The organism is Microbacterium sp. BF1 (genome assembly GCF_019279095.1).
In the GTDB taxonomy this organism is placed as follows: Bacteria; Actinomycetota; Actinomycetes; order Actinomycetales; family Microbacteriaceae; genus Microbacterium; species Microbacterium maritypicum.
Genome location: NZ_JAGYWT010000011.1, coordinates 1 through 14,051, shown reverse-complemented (window position 1 = coordinate 14,051; position 14,051 = coordinate 1). Strand labels below are relative to the sequence as shown.

Annotated in this window: 22 protein-coding genes; all 22 read right to left on the bottom strand. The window is 64.6% G+C overall.

All coding sequences use genetic code 11. From position 1 onward, the window contains the following. The coding region (gene rplF, locus KZA10_RS00900; protein ID WP_218681931.1) for a 50S ribosomal protein L6 at positions 1–360 on the bottom strand (360 nt) is incomplete at its 3' end. A 6-nt stretch (positions 361–366) separates the two neighbouring features. Then, on the bottom strand, positions 367–765 hold the full coding sequence (gene rpsH / locus KZA10_RS00895) for a 30S ribosomal protein S8 (protein WP_021201117.1): 399 nt from the start codon (positions 763–765) through the stop codon (positions 367–369). 132 nt (positions 766–897) lie between these two features. Continuing rightward, complete coding sequence (rplE, locus tag KZA10_RS00890) at positions 898–1,488, bottom strand: 50S ribosomal protein L5 (protein WP_021201118.1); 591 nt, start codon at positions 1,486–1,488, stop codon at positions 898–900. Beyond that, positions 1,488–1,847, bottom strand: a complete 360-nt coding sequence (gene rplX, locus KZA10_RS00885) for a 50S ribosomal protein L24 (protein ID WP_017829200.1) — start codon at positions 1,845–1,847, stop codon at positions 1,488–1,490. Before rplX ends, rplE begins: the two co-directional genes overlap by 1 nt. 2 nt (positions 1,848–1,849) lie before the next feature. After that, complete coding sequence (gene rplN / locus KZA10_RS00880) at positions 1,850–2,218, bottom strand: 50S ribosomal protein L14 (RefSeq protein WP_017201583.1); 369 nt, start codon at positions 2,216–2,218, stop codon at positions 1,850–1,852. Further along, on the bottom strand, positions 2,215–2,547 hold the full coding sequence (gene rpsQ / locus KZA10_RS00875) for a 30S ribosomal protein S17 (protein WP_229778798.1): 333 nt from the start codon (positions 2,545–2,547) through the stop codon (positions 2,215–2,217). The genes rplN and rpsQ overlap by 4 nt, the downstream gene beginning before the upstream one ends. Next, positions 2,547–2,864 (bottom strand): 50S ribosomal protein L29, encoded by a 318-nt coding sequence (gene rpmC / locus KZA10_RS00870; protein ID WP_017829202.1) that lies wholly within the window; start codon positions 2,862–2,864, stop codon positions 2,547–2,549. The genes rpsQ and rpmC overlap by 1 nt, the downstream gene beginning before the upstream one ends. Next, entirely contained in the window at positions 2,864–3,283 is a 420-nt protein-coding gene (gene rplP / locus KZA10_RS00865; RefSeq protein ID WP_017829203.1) for a 50S ribosomal protein L16, read from the bottom strand. The genes rpmC and rplP overlap by 1 nt, the downstream gene beginning before the upstream one ends. Then, positions 3,283–4,038: a 30S ribosomal protein S3 gene (gene rpsC / locus KZA10_RS00860; protein WP_017201587.1), complete on the bottom strand. Its 756-nt coding sequence runs from the start codon at positions 4,036–4,038 to the stop codon at positions 3,283–3,285. Before rpsC ends, rplP begins: the two co-directional genes overlap by 1 nt. Then, complete coding sequence (gene rplV / locus KZA10_RS00855) at positions 4,038–4,436, bottom strand: 50S ribosomal protein L22 (RefSeq protein WP_141385762.1); 399 nt, start codon at positions 4,434–4,436, stop codon at positions 4,038–4,040. The genes rpsC and rplV overlap by 1 nt, the downstream gene beginning before the upstream one ends. Next, positions 4,436–4,717, bottom strand: a complete 282-nt coding sequence (rpsS, locus tag KZA10_RS00850; protein WP_017829205.1) for a 30S ribosomal protein S19 — start codon at positions 4,715–4,717, stop codon at positions 4,436–4,438. The genes rplV and rpsS overlap by 1 nt, the downstream gene beginning before the upstream one ends. Positions 4,718–4,729: 12 nt before the next feature. After that, the gene (gene rplB, locus KZA10_RS00845) at positions 4,730–5,569 is read right to left on the bottom strand and encodes a 50S ribosomal protein L2 (RefSeq protein WP_017201590.1); all 840 of its coding nucleotides are present in this window, start codon (positions 5,567–5,569) and stop codon (positions 4,730–4,732) included. Between the two features lie 20 nt (positions 5,570–5,589). Further along, the gene (gene rplW / locus KZA10_RS00840; RefSeq protein WP_017829206.1) at positions 5,590–5,913 is read right to left on the bottom strand and encodes a 50S ribosomal protein L23; all 324 of its coding nucleotides are present in this window, start codon (positions 5,911–5,913) and stop codon (positions 5,590–5,592) included. After that, positions 5,910–6,572 carry a 50S ribosomal protein L4 gene (gene rplD, locus KZA10_RS00835; protein ID WP_021201122.1) on the bottom strand — a complete coding sequence of 221 codons (663 nt, stop codon included), beginning with the start codon at positions 6,570–6,572 and terminating at the stop codon, positions 5,910–5,912. Before rplD ends, rplW begins: the two co-directional genes overlap by 4 nt. Positions 6,573–6,574: 2 nt before the next feature. Continuing rightward, positions 6,575–7,234, bottom strand: a complete 660-nt coding sequence (rplC, locus tag KZA10_RS00830) for a 50S ribosomal protein L3 (RefSeq protein ID WP_055865588.1) — start codon at positions 7,232–7,234, stop codon at positions 6,575–6,577. 8 nt (positions 7,235–7,242) lie between these two features. Further along, on the bottom strand, positions 7,243–7,551 hold the full coding sequence (gene rpsJ / locus KZA10_RS00825; RefSeq protein WP_017201594.1) for a 30S ribosomal protein S10: 309 nt from the start codon (positions 7,549–7,551) through the stop codon (positions 7,243–7,245). A gap of 845 nt (positions 7,552–8,396) precedes the next feature. Then, complete coding sequence (locus KZA10_RS00820; protein ID WP_021201124.1) at positions 8,397–8,609, bottom strand: hypothetical protein; 213 nt, start codon at positions 8,607–8,609, stop codon at positions 8,397–8,399. 152 nt (positions 8,610–8,761) lie between these two features. Then, positions 8,762–9,952 (bottom strand): elongation factor Tu, encoded by a 1,191-nt coding sequence (gene tuf, locus KZA10_RS00815; protein ID WP_017829210.1) that lies wholly within the window; start codon positions 9,950–9,952, stop codon positions 8,762–8,764. A 169-nt stretch (positions 9,953–10,121) separates the two neighbouring features. After that, entirely contained in the window at positions 10,122–12,236 is a 2,115-nt protein-coding gene (fusA, locus tag KZA10_RS00810; protein WP_127482923.1) for an elongation factor G, read from the bottom strand. Between the two features lie 88 nt (positions 12,237–12,324). Then, a complete protein-coding gene (rpsG, locus tag KZA10_RS00805; RefSeq protein WP_017201608.1) occupies positions 12,325–12,795 on the bottom strand; it encodes a 30S ribosomal protein S7 in 471 nt (156 codons plus the stop codon). A gap of 5 nt (positions 12,796–12,800) precedes the next feature. Then, positions 12,801–13,169, bottom strand: a complete 369-nt coding sequence (gene rpsL / locus KZA10_RS00800) for a 30S ribosomal protein S12 (protein ID WP_017201609.1) — start codon at positions 13,167–13,169, stop codon at positions 12,801–12,803. A gap of 232 nt (positions 13,170–13,401) precedes the next feature. Further along, positions 13,402–13,929, bottom strand: a complete 528-nt coding sequence (locus KZA10_RS00795; protein ID WP_308289563.1) for a spermidine/putrescine ABC transporter substrate-binding protein — start codon at positions 13,927–13,929, stop codon at positions 13,402–13,404. Between the last annotated feature and the right edge of the window lie 122 nt (positions 13,930–14,051).

Here is a 14,051-nt window from a genome sequence, read left to right as displayed (position 1 = left end):
GCCGGCGGGCGGGTCGATCAGGACCGGGTGCGAGAAGCCGAGGGCGAACTCGACCGAGCTGCCCTTCTGCTGCACGCGGTAACCGGTGCCGACGACCTCGAGACCCTTGGTGTAGCCCTGGGTCACGCCGATGATGTTGTTGTTGATGAGCGTGCGGGTCAGGCCGTGAAGCGACCGCGACTCGCGCTCGTCGTCGGGACGGGAGACCAGAACCTGGTTCTCCTCGACCGCGACCTCGATGGGGCTGGCCACCGTGAGCGTGAGTTCACCCTTGGGGCCCTTCACCGCGACCTCGCGGCCGTCGACCGAAACGGTCACGCCCGCGGGAACGTCGATGGGAAGTCGTCCAATACGCGACATTTCGAATTACCACACGTAGGCGAGAACTTCTCCGCCCACGCCCTTCTGCTCTGCCTGACGGTCGGTGAGAAGACCGGAGGAGGTGGACAGGATCGCCACGCCAAGGCCGCCGAGGACCGTGGGAAGCTCGGTCGACTTCGCGTAGACGCGGAGACCGGGCTTCGAGACGCGCTTGATGCCAGCGATGGAGCGCTCACGGTTGGGACCGTACTTCAGCGTCAGCGTGAGGTTCTGTCCGACGCGGGCGTCAGAGGTCTCCCAGCCGGCGATGTAGCCCTCCTGCTGGAGGATCTGAGCGATGTGCGTCTTGAGCTTGCTCGACGGCAGGGTCACGGAATCGTGGTGCGCCGAGTTCGCGTTGCGCAGACGGGTCAGCAGATCTGCGACCGGGTCTGTCATTGTCATTGTTGATTTCCTTTGTTCATGAGGTTCCGGCTGCCGTTACACGACAGACGGCCTGCGATGACACGCAATTTTCAATTGTACGTGCACATCGACGGGCTCAGTGACACGAGACCACTGAGCCCGTCGAGGGTGTTACGCCTGTGCGTCTTCCGAGCGGAAAGGGAATCCGAGGTGACGGAGCAGTGCCCGGCCCTCTTCATCCGTCTTCGCGGTGGTGACGACGGTGATGTCGAAACCGCGAACCCGGTCGATCTTGTCCTGATCGATCTCGTGGAACACGCTCTGCTCCTGGAGACCGAAGGTGTAGTTGCCGTTGCCGTCGAACTGCTTGCCCGAGAGACCGCGGAAGTCGCGGATACGGGGCAGTGCGAGCGAGACGAGGCGATCCACGAACTCCCACGCGCGGTCACCGCGGAGGGTGACGTGCGCGCCGATGGCCTGACCCTCGCGCAGCTTGAACTGCGCGATGGACTTGCGAGCCTTCGTGACGATCGGCTTCTGGCCGGTGATCTTGGTGAGATCGTCGACCGCGCCATCGATCACCTTGCTGTCGCGAGCTGCCTCGCCGACACCGGTGTTCACGACGACCTTGACCAGTCCGGGGATCTGCATGACGTTCGCGTAACCGAACTCGTCCTGCATCGCCTTCTTGATCTCGGTGTTGTACTTCTGCTTCAGGCGCGGCTGGATCTTGCCAGCCGGCGCGGCAGTGTCGGTGCTCATCAGAGGTCCTTACCGCTCTTCTTCGCGTAGCGCACGCGGACGGTGCGCTTGACGCCGTCCTTGGTCTGCTCCTCGACCCGGTGGCCGACCTTGGTCGGCTTCTTGGTCGAGGGGTCGACGAGTGCGACGTTCGAGATGTGGATGGAGGCTTCGACGGTCTCGATGCCTCCGGTCTTGGTGCCACGCTGCGTCTGTCCGACGCGGGTGTGCTTGGTGACGTAGTTCACGCCTTCGACGATGACGCGGTTCTTCTCTGCAAGGACGTCGAGGACCTTGCCCTGCTTGCCGCGGTCGCCGCCACGCTCCTGCGTGGCACCGGTGATGACCTGAACCAGGTCACCCTTCTTGATCTTCGCCATGATTAGATGACCTCCGGCGCCAGCGAGACGATCTTCATGAACTTCTTGTCACGAAGCTCACGACCGACCGGCCCGAAGATACGGGTGCCGCGGGGCTCCCCGTCGTTCTTCAGGATCACTGCGGCGTTCTCGTCGAACTTGATGTAGGAGCCGTCCGGACGACGGACCTCCTTCTTGGTGCGGACGATGACCGCCTTGACGACGTCGCCCTTCTTCACGTTGCCACCGGGGATCGCGTCCTTGACGGTCGCGACGATGGTGTCGCCGAGGCCCGCGTAACGACGCTTCGAGCCACCGAGAACGCGGATGGTGAGCAGCTCCTTGGCGCCGGTGTTGTCGGCGACCTTGAGTCGGGATTCCTGCTGAATCACTTGGCCTTCTCCAGAATCTCCACCAGGCGCCAGCGCTTCGTGGCGCTCAGCGGGCGGGTCTCGTTGATCAGGACCAGGTCGCCGATGCCGGCGGAGTTCGCCTCATCGTGCGCCTTGACCTTCGAGGTGCGGCGGATGACCTTGCCGTAAAGCGGGTGCTTCACGCGGTCCTCGACCTCGACCACGATGGTCTTGTCCATCTTGTCGCTGACGACGTAGCCGCGACGTGCCTTGCGGTAACCGCGGGCAGCGGCGTCGCGGACGTCGTGCACGGACGACTCGTGTCCTGCGGCCTGCGTCTCCACAGTCGCTTCCTTCTTGGTGGCCATCACTCAGCCTCTTCCTTCACGGCGTCGTCGGCGGAGTCCGCCTTCTTCGCCTTCGACTTGGTCGCCTTCTTGGCCGGAGCCTCGACCGGAGCAGGCGTCGCACGGATGCCCAGCTCGCGTTCGCGGATCACGGTGTAGAGGCGCGCGATGTCGCGCTTGACGGCGCGGATGCGGCCGTGGCTCTCCAGCTGGCCGGTGGCCGACTGGAAACGGAGATTGAACAGCTCCTCCTTGGCCTTGCGCAGCTCCTCAACGAGGCGCTGGTCTTCGAATGTATCGAGCTCTGCCGGGGCGAGCTCCTTGGTGCCGATCGCCATTACGCGTCGCCCTCCTCGCGCTTGATGATGCGTGCCTTGAGCGGCAGCTTGTGAATTGCACGGGTCAGAGCTTCGCGTGCGAGCTCCTCGTCGACACCCGCGACCTCGAAGAGGACACGGCCCGGCTTGACGTTGGCGACCCACCACTCGGGGGAACCCTTACCGGAACCCATGCGGGTTTCGGCAGGCTTCTTCGTGAGCGGACGGTCGGGGTAGATGTTGATCCACACCTTTCCACCACGCTTGATGTGACGGGTCATCGCGATACGAGCGGACTCGATCTGACGGTTCGTCACGTAAGCGGGCGTGAGGGCCTGGATACCGTACTCGCCGAAGGAGACCTTCGTGCCGCCGGTGGCCTGACCCGAGCGACCCGGGTGGTGCTGCTTGCGGAACTTGACCTTACGGGGGATGAGCATTATGCCGACGCTCCTTCTGCGACAGGTGCCTCGTTGCGCGGGGCACGGCGGCGGTCGCCACCACGGTCGTCACGACGAGCCTTGGGTGCGTTGGCCTGCTCGCGAGCGAGCTCCTTCGCGGTCAGGTCGCCCTTGTAGATCCAGACCTTCACGCCGATGCGGCCGAAGGTGGTCTTCGCCTCGTAGAAGCCGTAGTCGATGTTCGCACGAAGCGTGTGCAGCGGCACACGGCCTTCGCGGTAGAACTCCGAACGGCTCATCTCGGCGCCGCCGAGACGGCCGGAGACCTGGATGCGGATGCCCTTGGCGCCGGCGCGCTGAGCGCCCTGCAGACCCTTGCGCATCGCACGACGGAACGCCACACGAGCAGAGAGCTGCTCGGCGATGCCCTGTGCGACCAGCTGAGCGTCGGCCTCGGGGTTCTTGACCTCGAGGATGTTCAGCTGGATCTGCTTGCCCGAGAGCTTCTCGAGGTCGCCGCGAATGCGCTCGGCCTCGGCTCCACGACGACCGATCACGATGCCCGGACGGGCGGTGTGGATGTCGACGCGGACGCGGTCACGGGTGCGCTCGATCTCGATGTTCGAGACACCGGCGCGGTCGAGCTGCGTCTTGAGCAGGTTACGGATCTTGATGTCTTCGGCGACGTAGTCGGCGTAGCGCTGACCCGGCTTCGTCGAGTCAGAGAACCAACGCGAGACGTGGTCCGTCGTGATGCCGAGACGGAAGCCGTACGGGTTTACCTTCTGTCCCATTACTTGCTCGCCTTCTTCTTGCTGTCGCCCGCGGCGGCCGGAGCTGCCTCAGGCGTCGAGAGCACGACCGTGATGTGGCTCGTGCGCTTCTTGATCTGGAAAGCGCGACCCTGTGCACGGGGCTGGAAACGCTTGAGCGTGGTGCCCTCGTCGACGTACGCGTTGGCCACGTACAGGTCCTTCTCGTCGAGGAACTCGCCGTCGCGATCCGCCTTCACCTGCGCGTTGGCCATGGCCGACGCGACAAGCTTGTAGATCGGCTCGCTGGCGCTCTGCTGCGCGAACTTCAGGATCGCGAGAGCTTCCTGTGCCTGCTTGCCCTTGATGAGCGCGACGACACGACGAGCCTTCTGAGGGGTCACGCGGATGTGTCGCACGCGTGCGATCGATTCGACCATTAGCGGCGCCGCCCCTTCTTGTCGTCCTTCTCGTGGCCGCGGAAGGTGCGGGTGGGCGCGAACTCGCCCAGCTTGTGACCGACCATGGTCTCGGACACGAACACAGGGATGTGCTTGCGTCCGTCGTGGACCGCGATCGTGTGACCCAGCATGGCCGGGATGATCATGGACCGACGGGACCAGGTCTTGATGACGTTCTTGGTGCCGGCTTCGTTCTGCACGACCACCTTGCGAAGCAGGTGATCGTCGACGAAGGGGCCCTTCTTAAGACTGCGAGGCATCTTCTCTTACTCCTACTTACGCTTCTTGCCGGCGTTACGACGACGCACGATGTACTTGTCGCTTTCCTTGTTGGCGTGACGGGTACGACCCTCAGCCTGGCCCCACGGGGAGACGGGGTGACGACCACCGGAGGTCTTACCCTCACCACCACCGTGCGGGTGGTCGACCGGGTTCATCGCGACACCACGCACGGTCGGGCGGACGCCCTTCCAGCGCATGCGGCCGGCCTTGCCCCAGTTGATGTTCGACTGCTCGGCGTTGCCGACCTCGCCGATGGTCGCGCGGCAGCGCGCATCGACGTTGCGGATCTCGCCCGAGGGCAGACGCAGCTGGGCGTAGGGGCCGTCCTTGGCGACGAGACGGACGGATGCACCGGCCGAACGTGCCATCTTCGCGCCGCCGCCGGGGCGGAGCTCGATCGCGTGGATGACCGTACCCGTGGGGATGTTCTTCAGCGGGAGGTTGTTGCCCGGCTTGATGTCAGCCCCGGCACCCGACTCGACGATGTCGCCCTGCTTCAGCTTCGCCGGAGCGAGGATGTAGCGCTTCTCACCGTCGAAGTAGTGCAGCAGCGCGATGCGCGCGGTGCGGTTGGGGTCGTACTCGATGTGAGCGACCTTGGCGTTGACGCCGTCCTTGTCGTTACGACGGAAGTCGATGACGCGGTACTGGCGCTTGTGGCCACCACCGATGTGACGGGTCGTGATGCGGCCCTGGTTGTTGCGACCACCGGTCTTCGAGAGCGGGCGCAGCAGCGACTTCTCCGGCGTCGATCGAGTGATCTCGGCGAAGTCAGCCACCGACGAGCCGCGACGGCCCGGGGTCGTGGGCTTGTACTTGCGAATAGCCATTATTGTCCTTATCCCCCGGATCAGCCGATTGCCGTGAAGATGTCGATGGTGCCCGACTTCAGGGTCACGATGGCGCGCTTGGTGTCCTTGCGCTTGCCGGTGCCGAAGCGGGTGCGGCGAGCCTTGCCGACGCGGTTGAGGGTGTTGACCCCTGCGACCTTGACGCCGAAGATCTTCTCGATGGCGAGCTTGATCTCGGTCTTCGAAGCGCGCGGGTCGACGAGGAAGGTGTACTTTCCTTCATCGATGAGCCCGTAGCTCTTCTCGGACACGACCGGCTTCAGGATGATGTCGCGCGGGTCCTTGTTCAGGGCCGTCTGGAGAACAGATGCCTGCTCGCTCATGCGGAGACCTCCTGGTTGGCGCCGGACTTGGAGGCGATGAAGCCCTCGAGCGCGGCCTGGGTGAAGACGATGTCGTCGGAGACGAGCACGTCGTATGCGTTGAGCTGGTCGAACGTCAGCACGTGCAGGTTCGACAGGTTGCGGATGCTCTTCAGCGTCACGTCATCGTTGCGCTCGATCACGACGAGCACGTTCTTCGACGAGACGACGTTGGTGAGGAAGTTCACCGCGGTCTTGGTCGAAGGCGTGCCGTCGATCCCGAAGGACTCGATGGCGTGGATGCGGTCACCGCGGAAGCGGTCGCTGAGCGCGCCTAGCAGGGCTGCAGCGATCATCTTCTTGGGGGTGCGCTGCGAGTAGTCGCGCGGCTTGGGGCCGTGCACGATGCCACCACCGGTCATGTGCGGCGCGCGGATGGAACCCTGACGGGCGTTACCCGTGCCCTTCTGCTTGAAGGGCTTGCGGCCGGCACCGGAGACCTCGCCACGACGCTTGGTCGAGTGCGTGCCCTGGCGAGCCGCCGCGAGCTGCGCGACGACGACCTGGTGGATGAGCGGGATGTTCGTCTTGGCGTCGAACAGCGCGGCGGGAAGCTCGATCGAGCCTGCCTTCTTGCCGTCTGCCTTGAGGACGTCGAGCGCGAGAGTGGAGTCAGCCATGATCAGGCACCCTTCACTGCGTTGCGGACATAGACGATGCGACCACGAGCACCGGGGACGGCGCCCTTGACGAGCATGAGTCCCTTCTCGATGTCGATGGCGTGCACCGTGAGGTTGAGGACGGTCACGCGCTCGCCACCCATACGGCCGGCCATGCGCATGCCCTTGAAGACGCGGCTCGGGGTCGACGATGCGCCGATGGAACCGGGCTTGCGGTGGTTGCGGTGCGAACCGTGCGAAGCCGAGACGCCCTTGAAGTTGTGACGCTTCATGACACCGGCGAAGCCCTTGCCCTTGCTCGTGCCGACGACGTCGACGAGCTGGCCTGCTTCGAAGGTGCCGTCGACCGTGAGCTCCTGGCCCAGGGTGTAGTCGCCGGCGTCCGCGGTGCGGATCTCGGTGACGTGACGACGCGGCGTGACGCCGGCTGCCTCGAAGTGGGCGGTGAGCGGCTTGTTCACCTTGCGGGGGTCGATCTGGCCGTACGCGATCTGCACGGCGTTGTAGCCGTCCTTCTCGGGCGTGCGGACCTGGGTGACCACGTTGGGTGCCAGCTCGATGACGGTGACGGGAACGAGCTTGCCGCTCTCGTTCCACACCTGGGTCATACCGAGCTTCGTGCCCAGCATGCCCTTGGAAACCTTGGAGTTGATGTCAGCCATGTCGAACCTCAGAGCTTGATCTCGATGTTGACATCGGCAGGCAGGTCGAGGCGCATCAGCGAGTCGACAGCCTTGGGCGTCGGGTCGACGATGTCGATCAGACGCTTGTGGGTGCGCATCTCGAAGTGCTCGCGGCTGTCCTTGTACTTGTGCGGCGACCGGATGACGCACACGACGTTCTTCTCGGTCGGAAGGGGCACGGGTCCGACGACGGTCGCGCCCGCACGGGTCACGGTGTCGACGATCTTGCGTGCGGACGTGTCGATGACCTCGTGGTCATACGACTTCAGGCGAATGCGGATCTTCTGTCCCGCCATTGTCTGCTCTCTCTCTTTAGGCGTCTTACCGTCCGGGACCGGGTGGCCCTGGGGCATTGGACGCACGTCGGCGCTGTTCGCGCCTCGGCACGAGAACGGCTCTCACGAGTCGATCTGCTGCACCACTGTTCTTCTGTCAGCCGGACGCTGCGAAGCGACCGGATGCCGACCTTCCGCCGCGCACGGCAGAACCCTTCATGAAGAGGGGTGTCGGGGTGTGTTCTGCTACCCGCGGCCTAGAACCCTGCACCATCCCGGAGGAGGCGCCGTCTATGCACTGCCCTGGCAGTGATCCATCGCACGCACAGCGGCGAAGGAATATCGAACCTGTCTATTCTGCCACGGCTGATTTCACTTCCGCAAACCCGGGCGTGTCGCGCCCGGTCGGCCGACCTCGGAACGGGTCGGGAACCGCGTCAGTTCGCCGGGGAGAGCGGGGCGAGGCATCCCCATGCCTCGCCCCGCTTGGGGAGGGCGTTCAGTGCGAGGGGGCACACCGAACGCGAGTAGTCCGGCGTGAAGGGACGCCGAACTCCTCGACCGAGGGCGCGGCGGAAGACCCGCCGCGCAGGCAGGGAGACGCTCAGGCGCAGTGACTGCGCGCGTCGCACGATGATCCCCAAGATCGCTATCCCCAGTTTGTACGCGGAAGACCGCGTGCTTCGGGAAACCGAACCCCTTCGGCTTCCCCGACCGCAAGATCCCCAGGCGGTCGAGTCGATCCTACTGGATGCAACCGTGAATACGCCACATCCGACGGCATTCCGAGCCTGATGCCCGGTGCCCGCACGCGCAAGAGCGGCGATCCACCCGTGGTGGATCGCCGCTCAGGAGACGCGGGGGTCCTACTCGTTGCCGACGGCCTTGTCGGCGCCGTCGCGGATCTCGTCGATCTTGTCGGCCGCACCGGGAGCGATCTTCTTCGCGAAGTCTGCGACGCCGTCGAGCACCTTGTCGCTGATGTCCTCGGCCTGCTCGCTCTTCACGGCCTCGGCGATCTTGTCCTTGTTCTGCTCGTACAGGTCCTTGCCCTTGTTCACGGCGTCTTCGATACCCATGTGTTTCCCCTTCTGAAGGTGTGCCGCCGACCGATCGGGCCGACCACACTCATTGTGCATGTCCGCAATCGTAAACGGAACCCTCGAGACGCCGTGTTAACGACAGAGGGGCCGGACCCGAAGGTCCGACCCCTCTGCGAGGAAGCAGATGCTTACTTGATGATCTTCGTGACCGTACCGGCGCCGACGGTGCGTCCACCCTCACGGATGGCGAAGCCGAGGCCCTCCTCCATGGCGATCGGCTGGATCAGCTCGACCGTCATGTCGGTGGTGTCGCCGGGCATGACCATCTCGGTGCCCTCAGGCAGCGAGATGACGCCGGTGACGTCGGTGGTGCGGAAGTAGAACTGCGGGCGGTAGTTCGTGTAGAACGGGTTGTGACGGCCACCCTCGTCCTTGGACAGGATGTACGCGGTGCCCTCGAAGTCGGTGTGCGGCGTGACCGAACCCGGCTTGACGATGACCTGGCCGCGCTCGACGTCCTCACGCTTGGTGCCGCGGAGCAGCAGACCACAGTTCTCGCCGGCCCAGGCCTCGTCGAGCTGCTTGTGGAACATCTCGATACCCGTGACCGTGGTCTTGACGGTCGGACGGAGTCCGACGATCTCGACCTCGGAGTTGATGGCCAGCGTGCCACGCTCGGCGCGACCCGTGACGACGGTTCCACGACCGGTGATCGTGAAGACGTCCTCGACGGGCATCAGGAACGGCTTGTCACGGTCACGCTCCGGGTCCGGAACGCTGTCGTCGACAGCCTGCATCAGGTCCAGGATCGCCTGGGTCCACTTCTCGTCGCCCTCGAGGGCCTTGAGAGCGGAGACGCGGACGACAGGAGCGTCCTCGTCGAAGCCCTGGCCGGCGAGCAGCTCGCGGACCTCGAGCTCGACGAGCTCCAGGATCTCCTCGTCGTCGACCATGTCGGACTTGTTCAGCGCGACCAGCAGGTACGGCACGCCGACCTGCTTGGCGAGCAGCACGTGCTCGCGCGTCTGAGCCATCGGGCCGTCGGTGGCGGCGACCACGAGGATCGCGCCGTCCATCTGAGCCGCACCGGTGATCATGTTCTTGACGTAGTCGGCGTGGCCGGGAGCGTCAACGTGCGCGTAGTGGCGCTTCGGGGTCTCGTACTCGATGTGCGAGATGTTGATGGTGATACCACGCTGGCGCTCTTCCGGCGCCGAGTCGATGGAAGCGAAGTCGCGCTGCACGTTGGTGTCGGACGGGTACTTGTCAGCAAGCACCTTCGAGATCGCTGCGGAGAGCGTGGTCTTGCCGTGGTCGACGTGACCGATCGTTCCGATGTTGACGTGCGGCTTGGTCCGCTCGAACTTGGCCTTAGCCACTGGGTCCTCCTCAGGACGTCGTTGTAGAGGTGACCGGGCACTGGTTTGCGACCGGTTCTCTACGGGTTAGGTTCTCAGTTTAGTAGAGAGGGAATGTGAAGTTGTAGGTGACCTGGGAACCCCGCGGCGCTTCGCGGTGCTCGGCGCCGCGGGGAACCCAGAAGGGTGATTACTCACCCTTGGTCTTCTGGACGATCTCGTCGGCCACAGCGCGGGGAACCTCAGCGTAGCTGTGGAACTCCATGGAGTAGACGGCACGACCCGAGGTCTTCGAGCGCAGGTCGCCGATGTAGCCGAACATCTCGGACAGCGGAACCTGTGCACGGACGACCTTGACGCCTGCGGCGTCTTCCATCGACTGGATCTGGCCACGACGCGAGTTCAGGTCACCGATGACGTCGCCCATGTACTCCTCAGGAGTACGGACCTCGACGGCCATCAGCGGCTCGAGCAGCACGGGGTTGGCACGGCGCGCGGCCTCCTTGAAGCCCATGGAGCCCGCGATCTTGAACGCCATCTCCGAGGAGTCGACGTCGTGAGCCGCACCATCGACGATGGTCGCCTTGACGCCGACCATCGGGTAGCCCGCGAGCACACCGACGTTCATCGCGTCCTGGAAACCGGCATCGATCGAACCGATGTACTCACGAGGGATGCGACCACCGGTGACGGCGTTCACGAACTCGTAGGTCTTCTCGGAGTCGAGGTCGAGCGGCTCGATGGTGAACTGGATCTTTGCGAACTGTCCAGAACCACCGGTCTGCTTCTTGTGCGTGTAGTCGTGCTTCTCGACGGTCTTGCGGATCGTCTCGCGGTACGCCACCTGCGGCTTGCCGACGTTGGCCTCGACGTTGAACTCGCGCTTCATGCGGTCCACGAGGATGTCGAGGTGCAGCTCGCCCATGCCCTTGATGGTCGTCTGACCAGTCTCGGGGTTCAGCTCCGTGCGGAAGGTCGGGTCCTCTTCAGCGAGCTTCTGGATGGCGACACCCAGCTTCTCCTGGTCGGCCTTGGTCTTCGGCTCGATCGCGACCTCGATGACGGGCTCGGGGAACGTCATCGACTCGAGGACGACCGGAGCTGCCGGGTCGGTCAGGGTGTCACCGGTGGTGGTGTCCTTCAGACCGATGACCGCGTAGATGTTTCCCGCGGTGACCGAGGGGACCGGGATCTCCTTGTTGGCGTGCATCTGGAAGATCTTCCCGATGCGCTCCTTCTTGTTCTTGGTCGAGTTGACGACCGCAGAACCGGAGTCCAGGTGACCCGAGTAGACGCGCACGTAGGTGAGGCGACCGAAGAACGGGTGCACCGCGACCTTGAACGCGAGGGCGGCGAACGGGTCATTGGCGTCGGGGTGACGCTCGATGATCGTGTCGTAGTCCTTCGGGTCGTGCGCCTCGATCGAGCCCACGTCGAGCGGGTTCGGGAGGTAGTCGACGACCGCGTCGAGCATCGGCTGGACGCCGCGGTTCTTGAACGCGGAACCGCAGAGCACCGGGTAGATCTCCGAGGCGACGGTCAGCTTGCGGATCGCACCCTTGATCTCGGCGACCGTGAGCTCCTCGCCACCGAAGAACTTCTCGAGCAGCGCGTCATCGGTCTCGGCGACGGTCTCGAGGAGCTGCTGACGGTACTCCGCAGCCTTCTCCTTGAGGTCTTCCGGGATCTCCTGGATCTCGTAGGAGGCACCCATGGTGACGTCACCCTTGGAGTCTCCGGCCCAGACCAGTGCGCGCATCTCGACCAGGTCGACGACGCCGATGAAATCGCTCTCCGCGCCGATCGGCAGCTGGATCACGAGGGGCTTGGCGCCCAGGCGGTTGATGATCGTGTCGACGGTGAAGTAGAAGTCGGCGCCGAGCTTGTCCATCTTGTTGACGAAGCAGATGCGCGGGACGTTGTACTTGTCGGCCTGACGCCAGACGGTCTCGGACTGGGGCTCGACGCCCTCCTTGCCGTCGAACACCGCGACAGCACCATCGAGGACGCGGAGCGAGCGCTCCACCTCGACCGTGAAGTCCACGTGGCCGGGGGTGTCGATGATGTTGATCTGGTTCTTGTTCCAGTAGCAGGTCACGGCGGCAGACGTGATCGTGATGCCGCGCTCCTTCTCCTGCTCCATCCAGTCGGTGGTCGAGGCGCCGTCGTGCGTCTCGCCGAGCTTGTGGTTGACGCCCGTGTAGAACAGGATGCGCTCGGTCGTCGTGGTCTTGCCGGCATCGATGTGCGCCATGATGCCGATGTTGCGGACCTTGCTCAGGTCCGTGAGCACGTCTTGTGCCACAGGAGTGTCCTTATCTTTTTGGAGCAGTCGTACTGCGAAGAGGGGGTGCCCGCCCCTCGGCAAGTGGCCGAGGGGCGGGCGAAGCTGTTTACCAGCGGTAGTGAGCGAACGCGCGGTTCGACTCGGCCATCTTGTGCGTGTCCTCGCGGCGCTTGACCGCGGCACCCAGGCCGTTGGAGGCGTCGAGGATCTCGTTCTGCAGACGCTCGGTCATCGTCTTCTCACGACGGCCCTTCGCGTAGCTCACGAGCCAGCGCAGAGCGAGCGTGTTGGCGCGGTGAGGCTTGACCTCGACCGGCACCTGGTAGGTCGAGCCACCGACGCGGCGGCTGCGGACCTCGAGCGTCGGGCGCACGTTGTCGAGCGCCTTCTTCAGCGTGGCGACGGCGTCCTGACCGTTCTTCGCCTCGACGCCGCGGAGGGCGCCGTAGACGATCGACTCGGCCAGCGACTTCTTGCCGTCGACGAGGATCTTGTTCACCAGCGAGGTGACGATCGGTGCGCCGTATACCGGGTCGTTGACGACGGGGCGCTTCGGGGCGGGTCCCTTACGAGGCATCTAACTCAACCCTTCTTCGCGCCGTAGCGGGAACGAGCCTGCTTACGGTTCTTGACTGCCTGGGTGTCCAGGGCGCCACGGACGATCTTGTAACGCACACCGGGGAGGTCCTTGACACGACCGCCACGCACGAGCACAAGCGAGTGCTCCTGCAGGTTGTGGCCCTCACCGGGGATGTACGCGGTGACCTCGGTGCCGTTGCGGAGCTTCACACGAGCGACCTTGCGCATCGCCGAGTTCGGCTTCTTCGGGGTGGTGGTGTAGACGCGGGTGCAGACCCCGGCCTGCTGCGGGTTCGACTTGAGCGCCGGTGCCTTGGTCTTGGTGACCTTGGGCGAGCGACCCTTGCGAACCAACTGCTGAATGGTTGGCACGTTCTCTCCTCATAGTGCTGCACGGTGACAGCGTGATGGGTTTCACATCATGACCCACCGGCACGTCGGAACCGACGAGCTTTTGGTGTGATGGGTATGCCGTGGGGGCGGACCGGCAGGTGCCGGCGCCCAGCGCACACGCAGAGGCGTGCACACACCTGATCAAGTGTAATGCCGCGTAACCTGACGGTCAAATGAATGCCCCTCCGACCGTGTGCGTCGGCCGCACCCGTCAGGGCACGTCGGGGTCGAACGGCGAGTCCAGCGACTCGGTGAGCTCGGCCAGCAGTGCCTCGATCTGCGGTTCCACATGCTGCGAGATCGCGGCCTGGATCGAGATGCGGTGCCGCAGCAGGATGCCGCAGATCTCGCGTCCGACCATGTTGGCGTACTCGTCGGCGAGGGCGACCTCCTGCCGGAGGGCGACCTTGGCTTCCTCCGTCAGCGGAGGAAGAGCGGGCAACTCGGCGGCGGAGTCGTCGGCCAGCCCGGCGATGGTGAACAGGAACGGAGCCCCTGGTACAGGGTCGGGGTCGAGGGGCAGACCGTCGAACTCGGGATCGAGATCCTCGGCCGGACGGTAGCTGCGAGCGCGGTTGCGCACGGCCTGCTGATCGAGCTCGCGCTGCAGCATCGGCAGATTCCGTGCGGTGTACTCCGCAACGGCGTGATCGACGATGGTCTTGATCCGCGTGGACAACCCGTGCTGCACACCGTGCGGCACGTTCGCCCCGATGCCGGCTGCCGAGAGGATTGCCACGGCGCGGTTCCGATGCGTTCACCAGCGTCAGGCCTCAGAATTTCCCTCCGGGGTAAACGTCATCTGGCAAGGTGAAGCACGGTGACCCCGAGCTGATCAGGAGCGCCGCCGCGCCATCTGGG

Excerpts from the sequence above, each read along its gene's own strand:
- rpsH (WP_021201117.1), bottom strand. The coding sequence starts at position 765 with ATGACAATGACAGACCCGGTCGCAGATCTGCTGACCCGTCTGCGCAAC.
- rplE (WP_021201118.1), bottom strand. The coding sequence starts at position 1,488 with ATGAGCACCGACACTGCCGCGCCGGCTGGCAAGATCCAGCCGCGCCTG.
- rplX (WP_017829200.1), bottom strand. The coding sequence starts at position 1,847 with ATGGCGAAGATCAAGAAGGGTGACCTGGTTCAGGTCATCACCGGTGCC.
- rpsQ (WP_229778798.1), bottom strand. The coding sequence starts at position 2,547 with ATGGCCACCAAGAAGGAAGCGACTGTGGAGACGCAGGCCGCAGGACAC.
- rpmC (WP_017829202.1), bottom strand. The coding sequence starts at position 2,864 with ATGGCGATCGGCACCAAGGAGCTCGCCCCGGCAGAGCTCGATACATTC.
- rplP (WP_017829203.1), bottom strand. The coding sequence starts at position 3,283 with ATGCTCATCCCCCGTAAGGTCAAGTTCCGCAAGCAGCACCACCCGGGT.
- rpsC (WP_017201587.1), bottom strand. The coding sequence starts at position 4,038 with ATGGGACAGAAGGTAAACCCGTACGGCTTCCGTCTCGGCATCACGACG.
- rplV (WP_141385762.1), bottom strand. The coding sequence starts at position 4,436 with ATGGTCGAATCGATCGCACGCGTGCGACACATCCGCGTGACCCCTCAG.
- rpsS (WP_017829205.1), bottom strand. The coding sequence starts at position 4,717 with ATGCCTCGCAGTCTTAAGAAGGGCCCCTTCGTCGACGATCACCTGCTT.
- rplB (WP_017201590.1), bottom strand. The coding sequence starts at position 5,569 with ATGGCTATTCGCAAGTACAAGCCCACGACCCCGGGCCGTCGCGGCTCG.
- rplW (WP_017829206.1), bottom strand. The coding sequence starts at position 5,913 with ATGAGCGAGCAGGCATCTGTTCTCCAGACGGCCCTGAACAAGGACCCG.
- rplD (WP_021201122.1), bottom strand. The coding sequence starts at position 6,572 with ATGGCTGACTCCACTCTCGCGCTCGACGTCCTCAAGGCAGACGGCAAG.
- rplC (WP_055865588.1), bottom strand. The coding sequence starts at position 7,234 with ATGGCTGACATCAACTCCAAGGTTTCCAAGGGCATGCTGGGCACGAAG.
- rpsJ (WP_017201594.1), bottom strand. The coding sequence starts at position 7,551 with ATGGCGGGACAGAAGATCCGCATTCGCCTGAAGTCGTATGACCACGAG.
- KZA10_RS00820 (WP_021201124.1), bottom strand. The coding sequence starts at position 8,609 with ATGGGTATCGAAGACGCCGTGAACAAGGGCAAGGACCTGTACGAGCAG.
- rpsG (WP_017201608.1), bottom strand. The coding sequence starts at position 12,795 with ATGCCTCGTAAGGGACCCGCCCCGAAGCGCCCCGTCGTCAACGACCCG.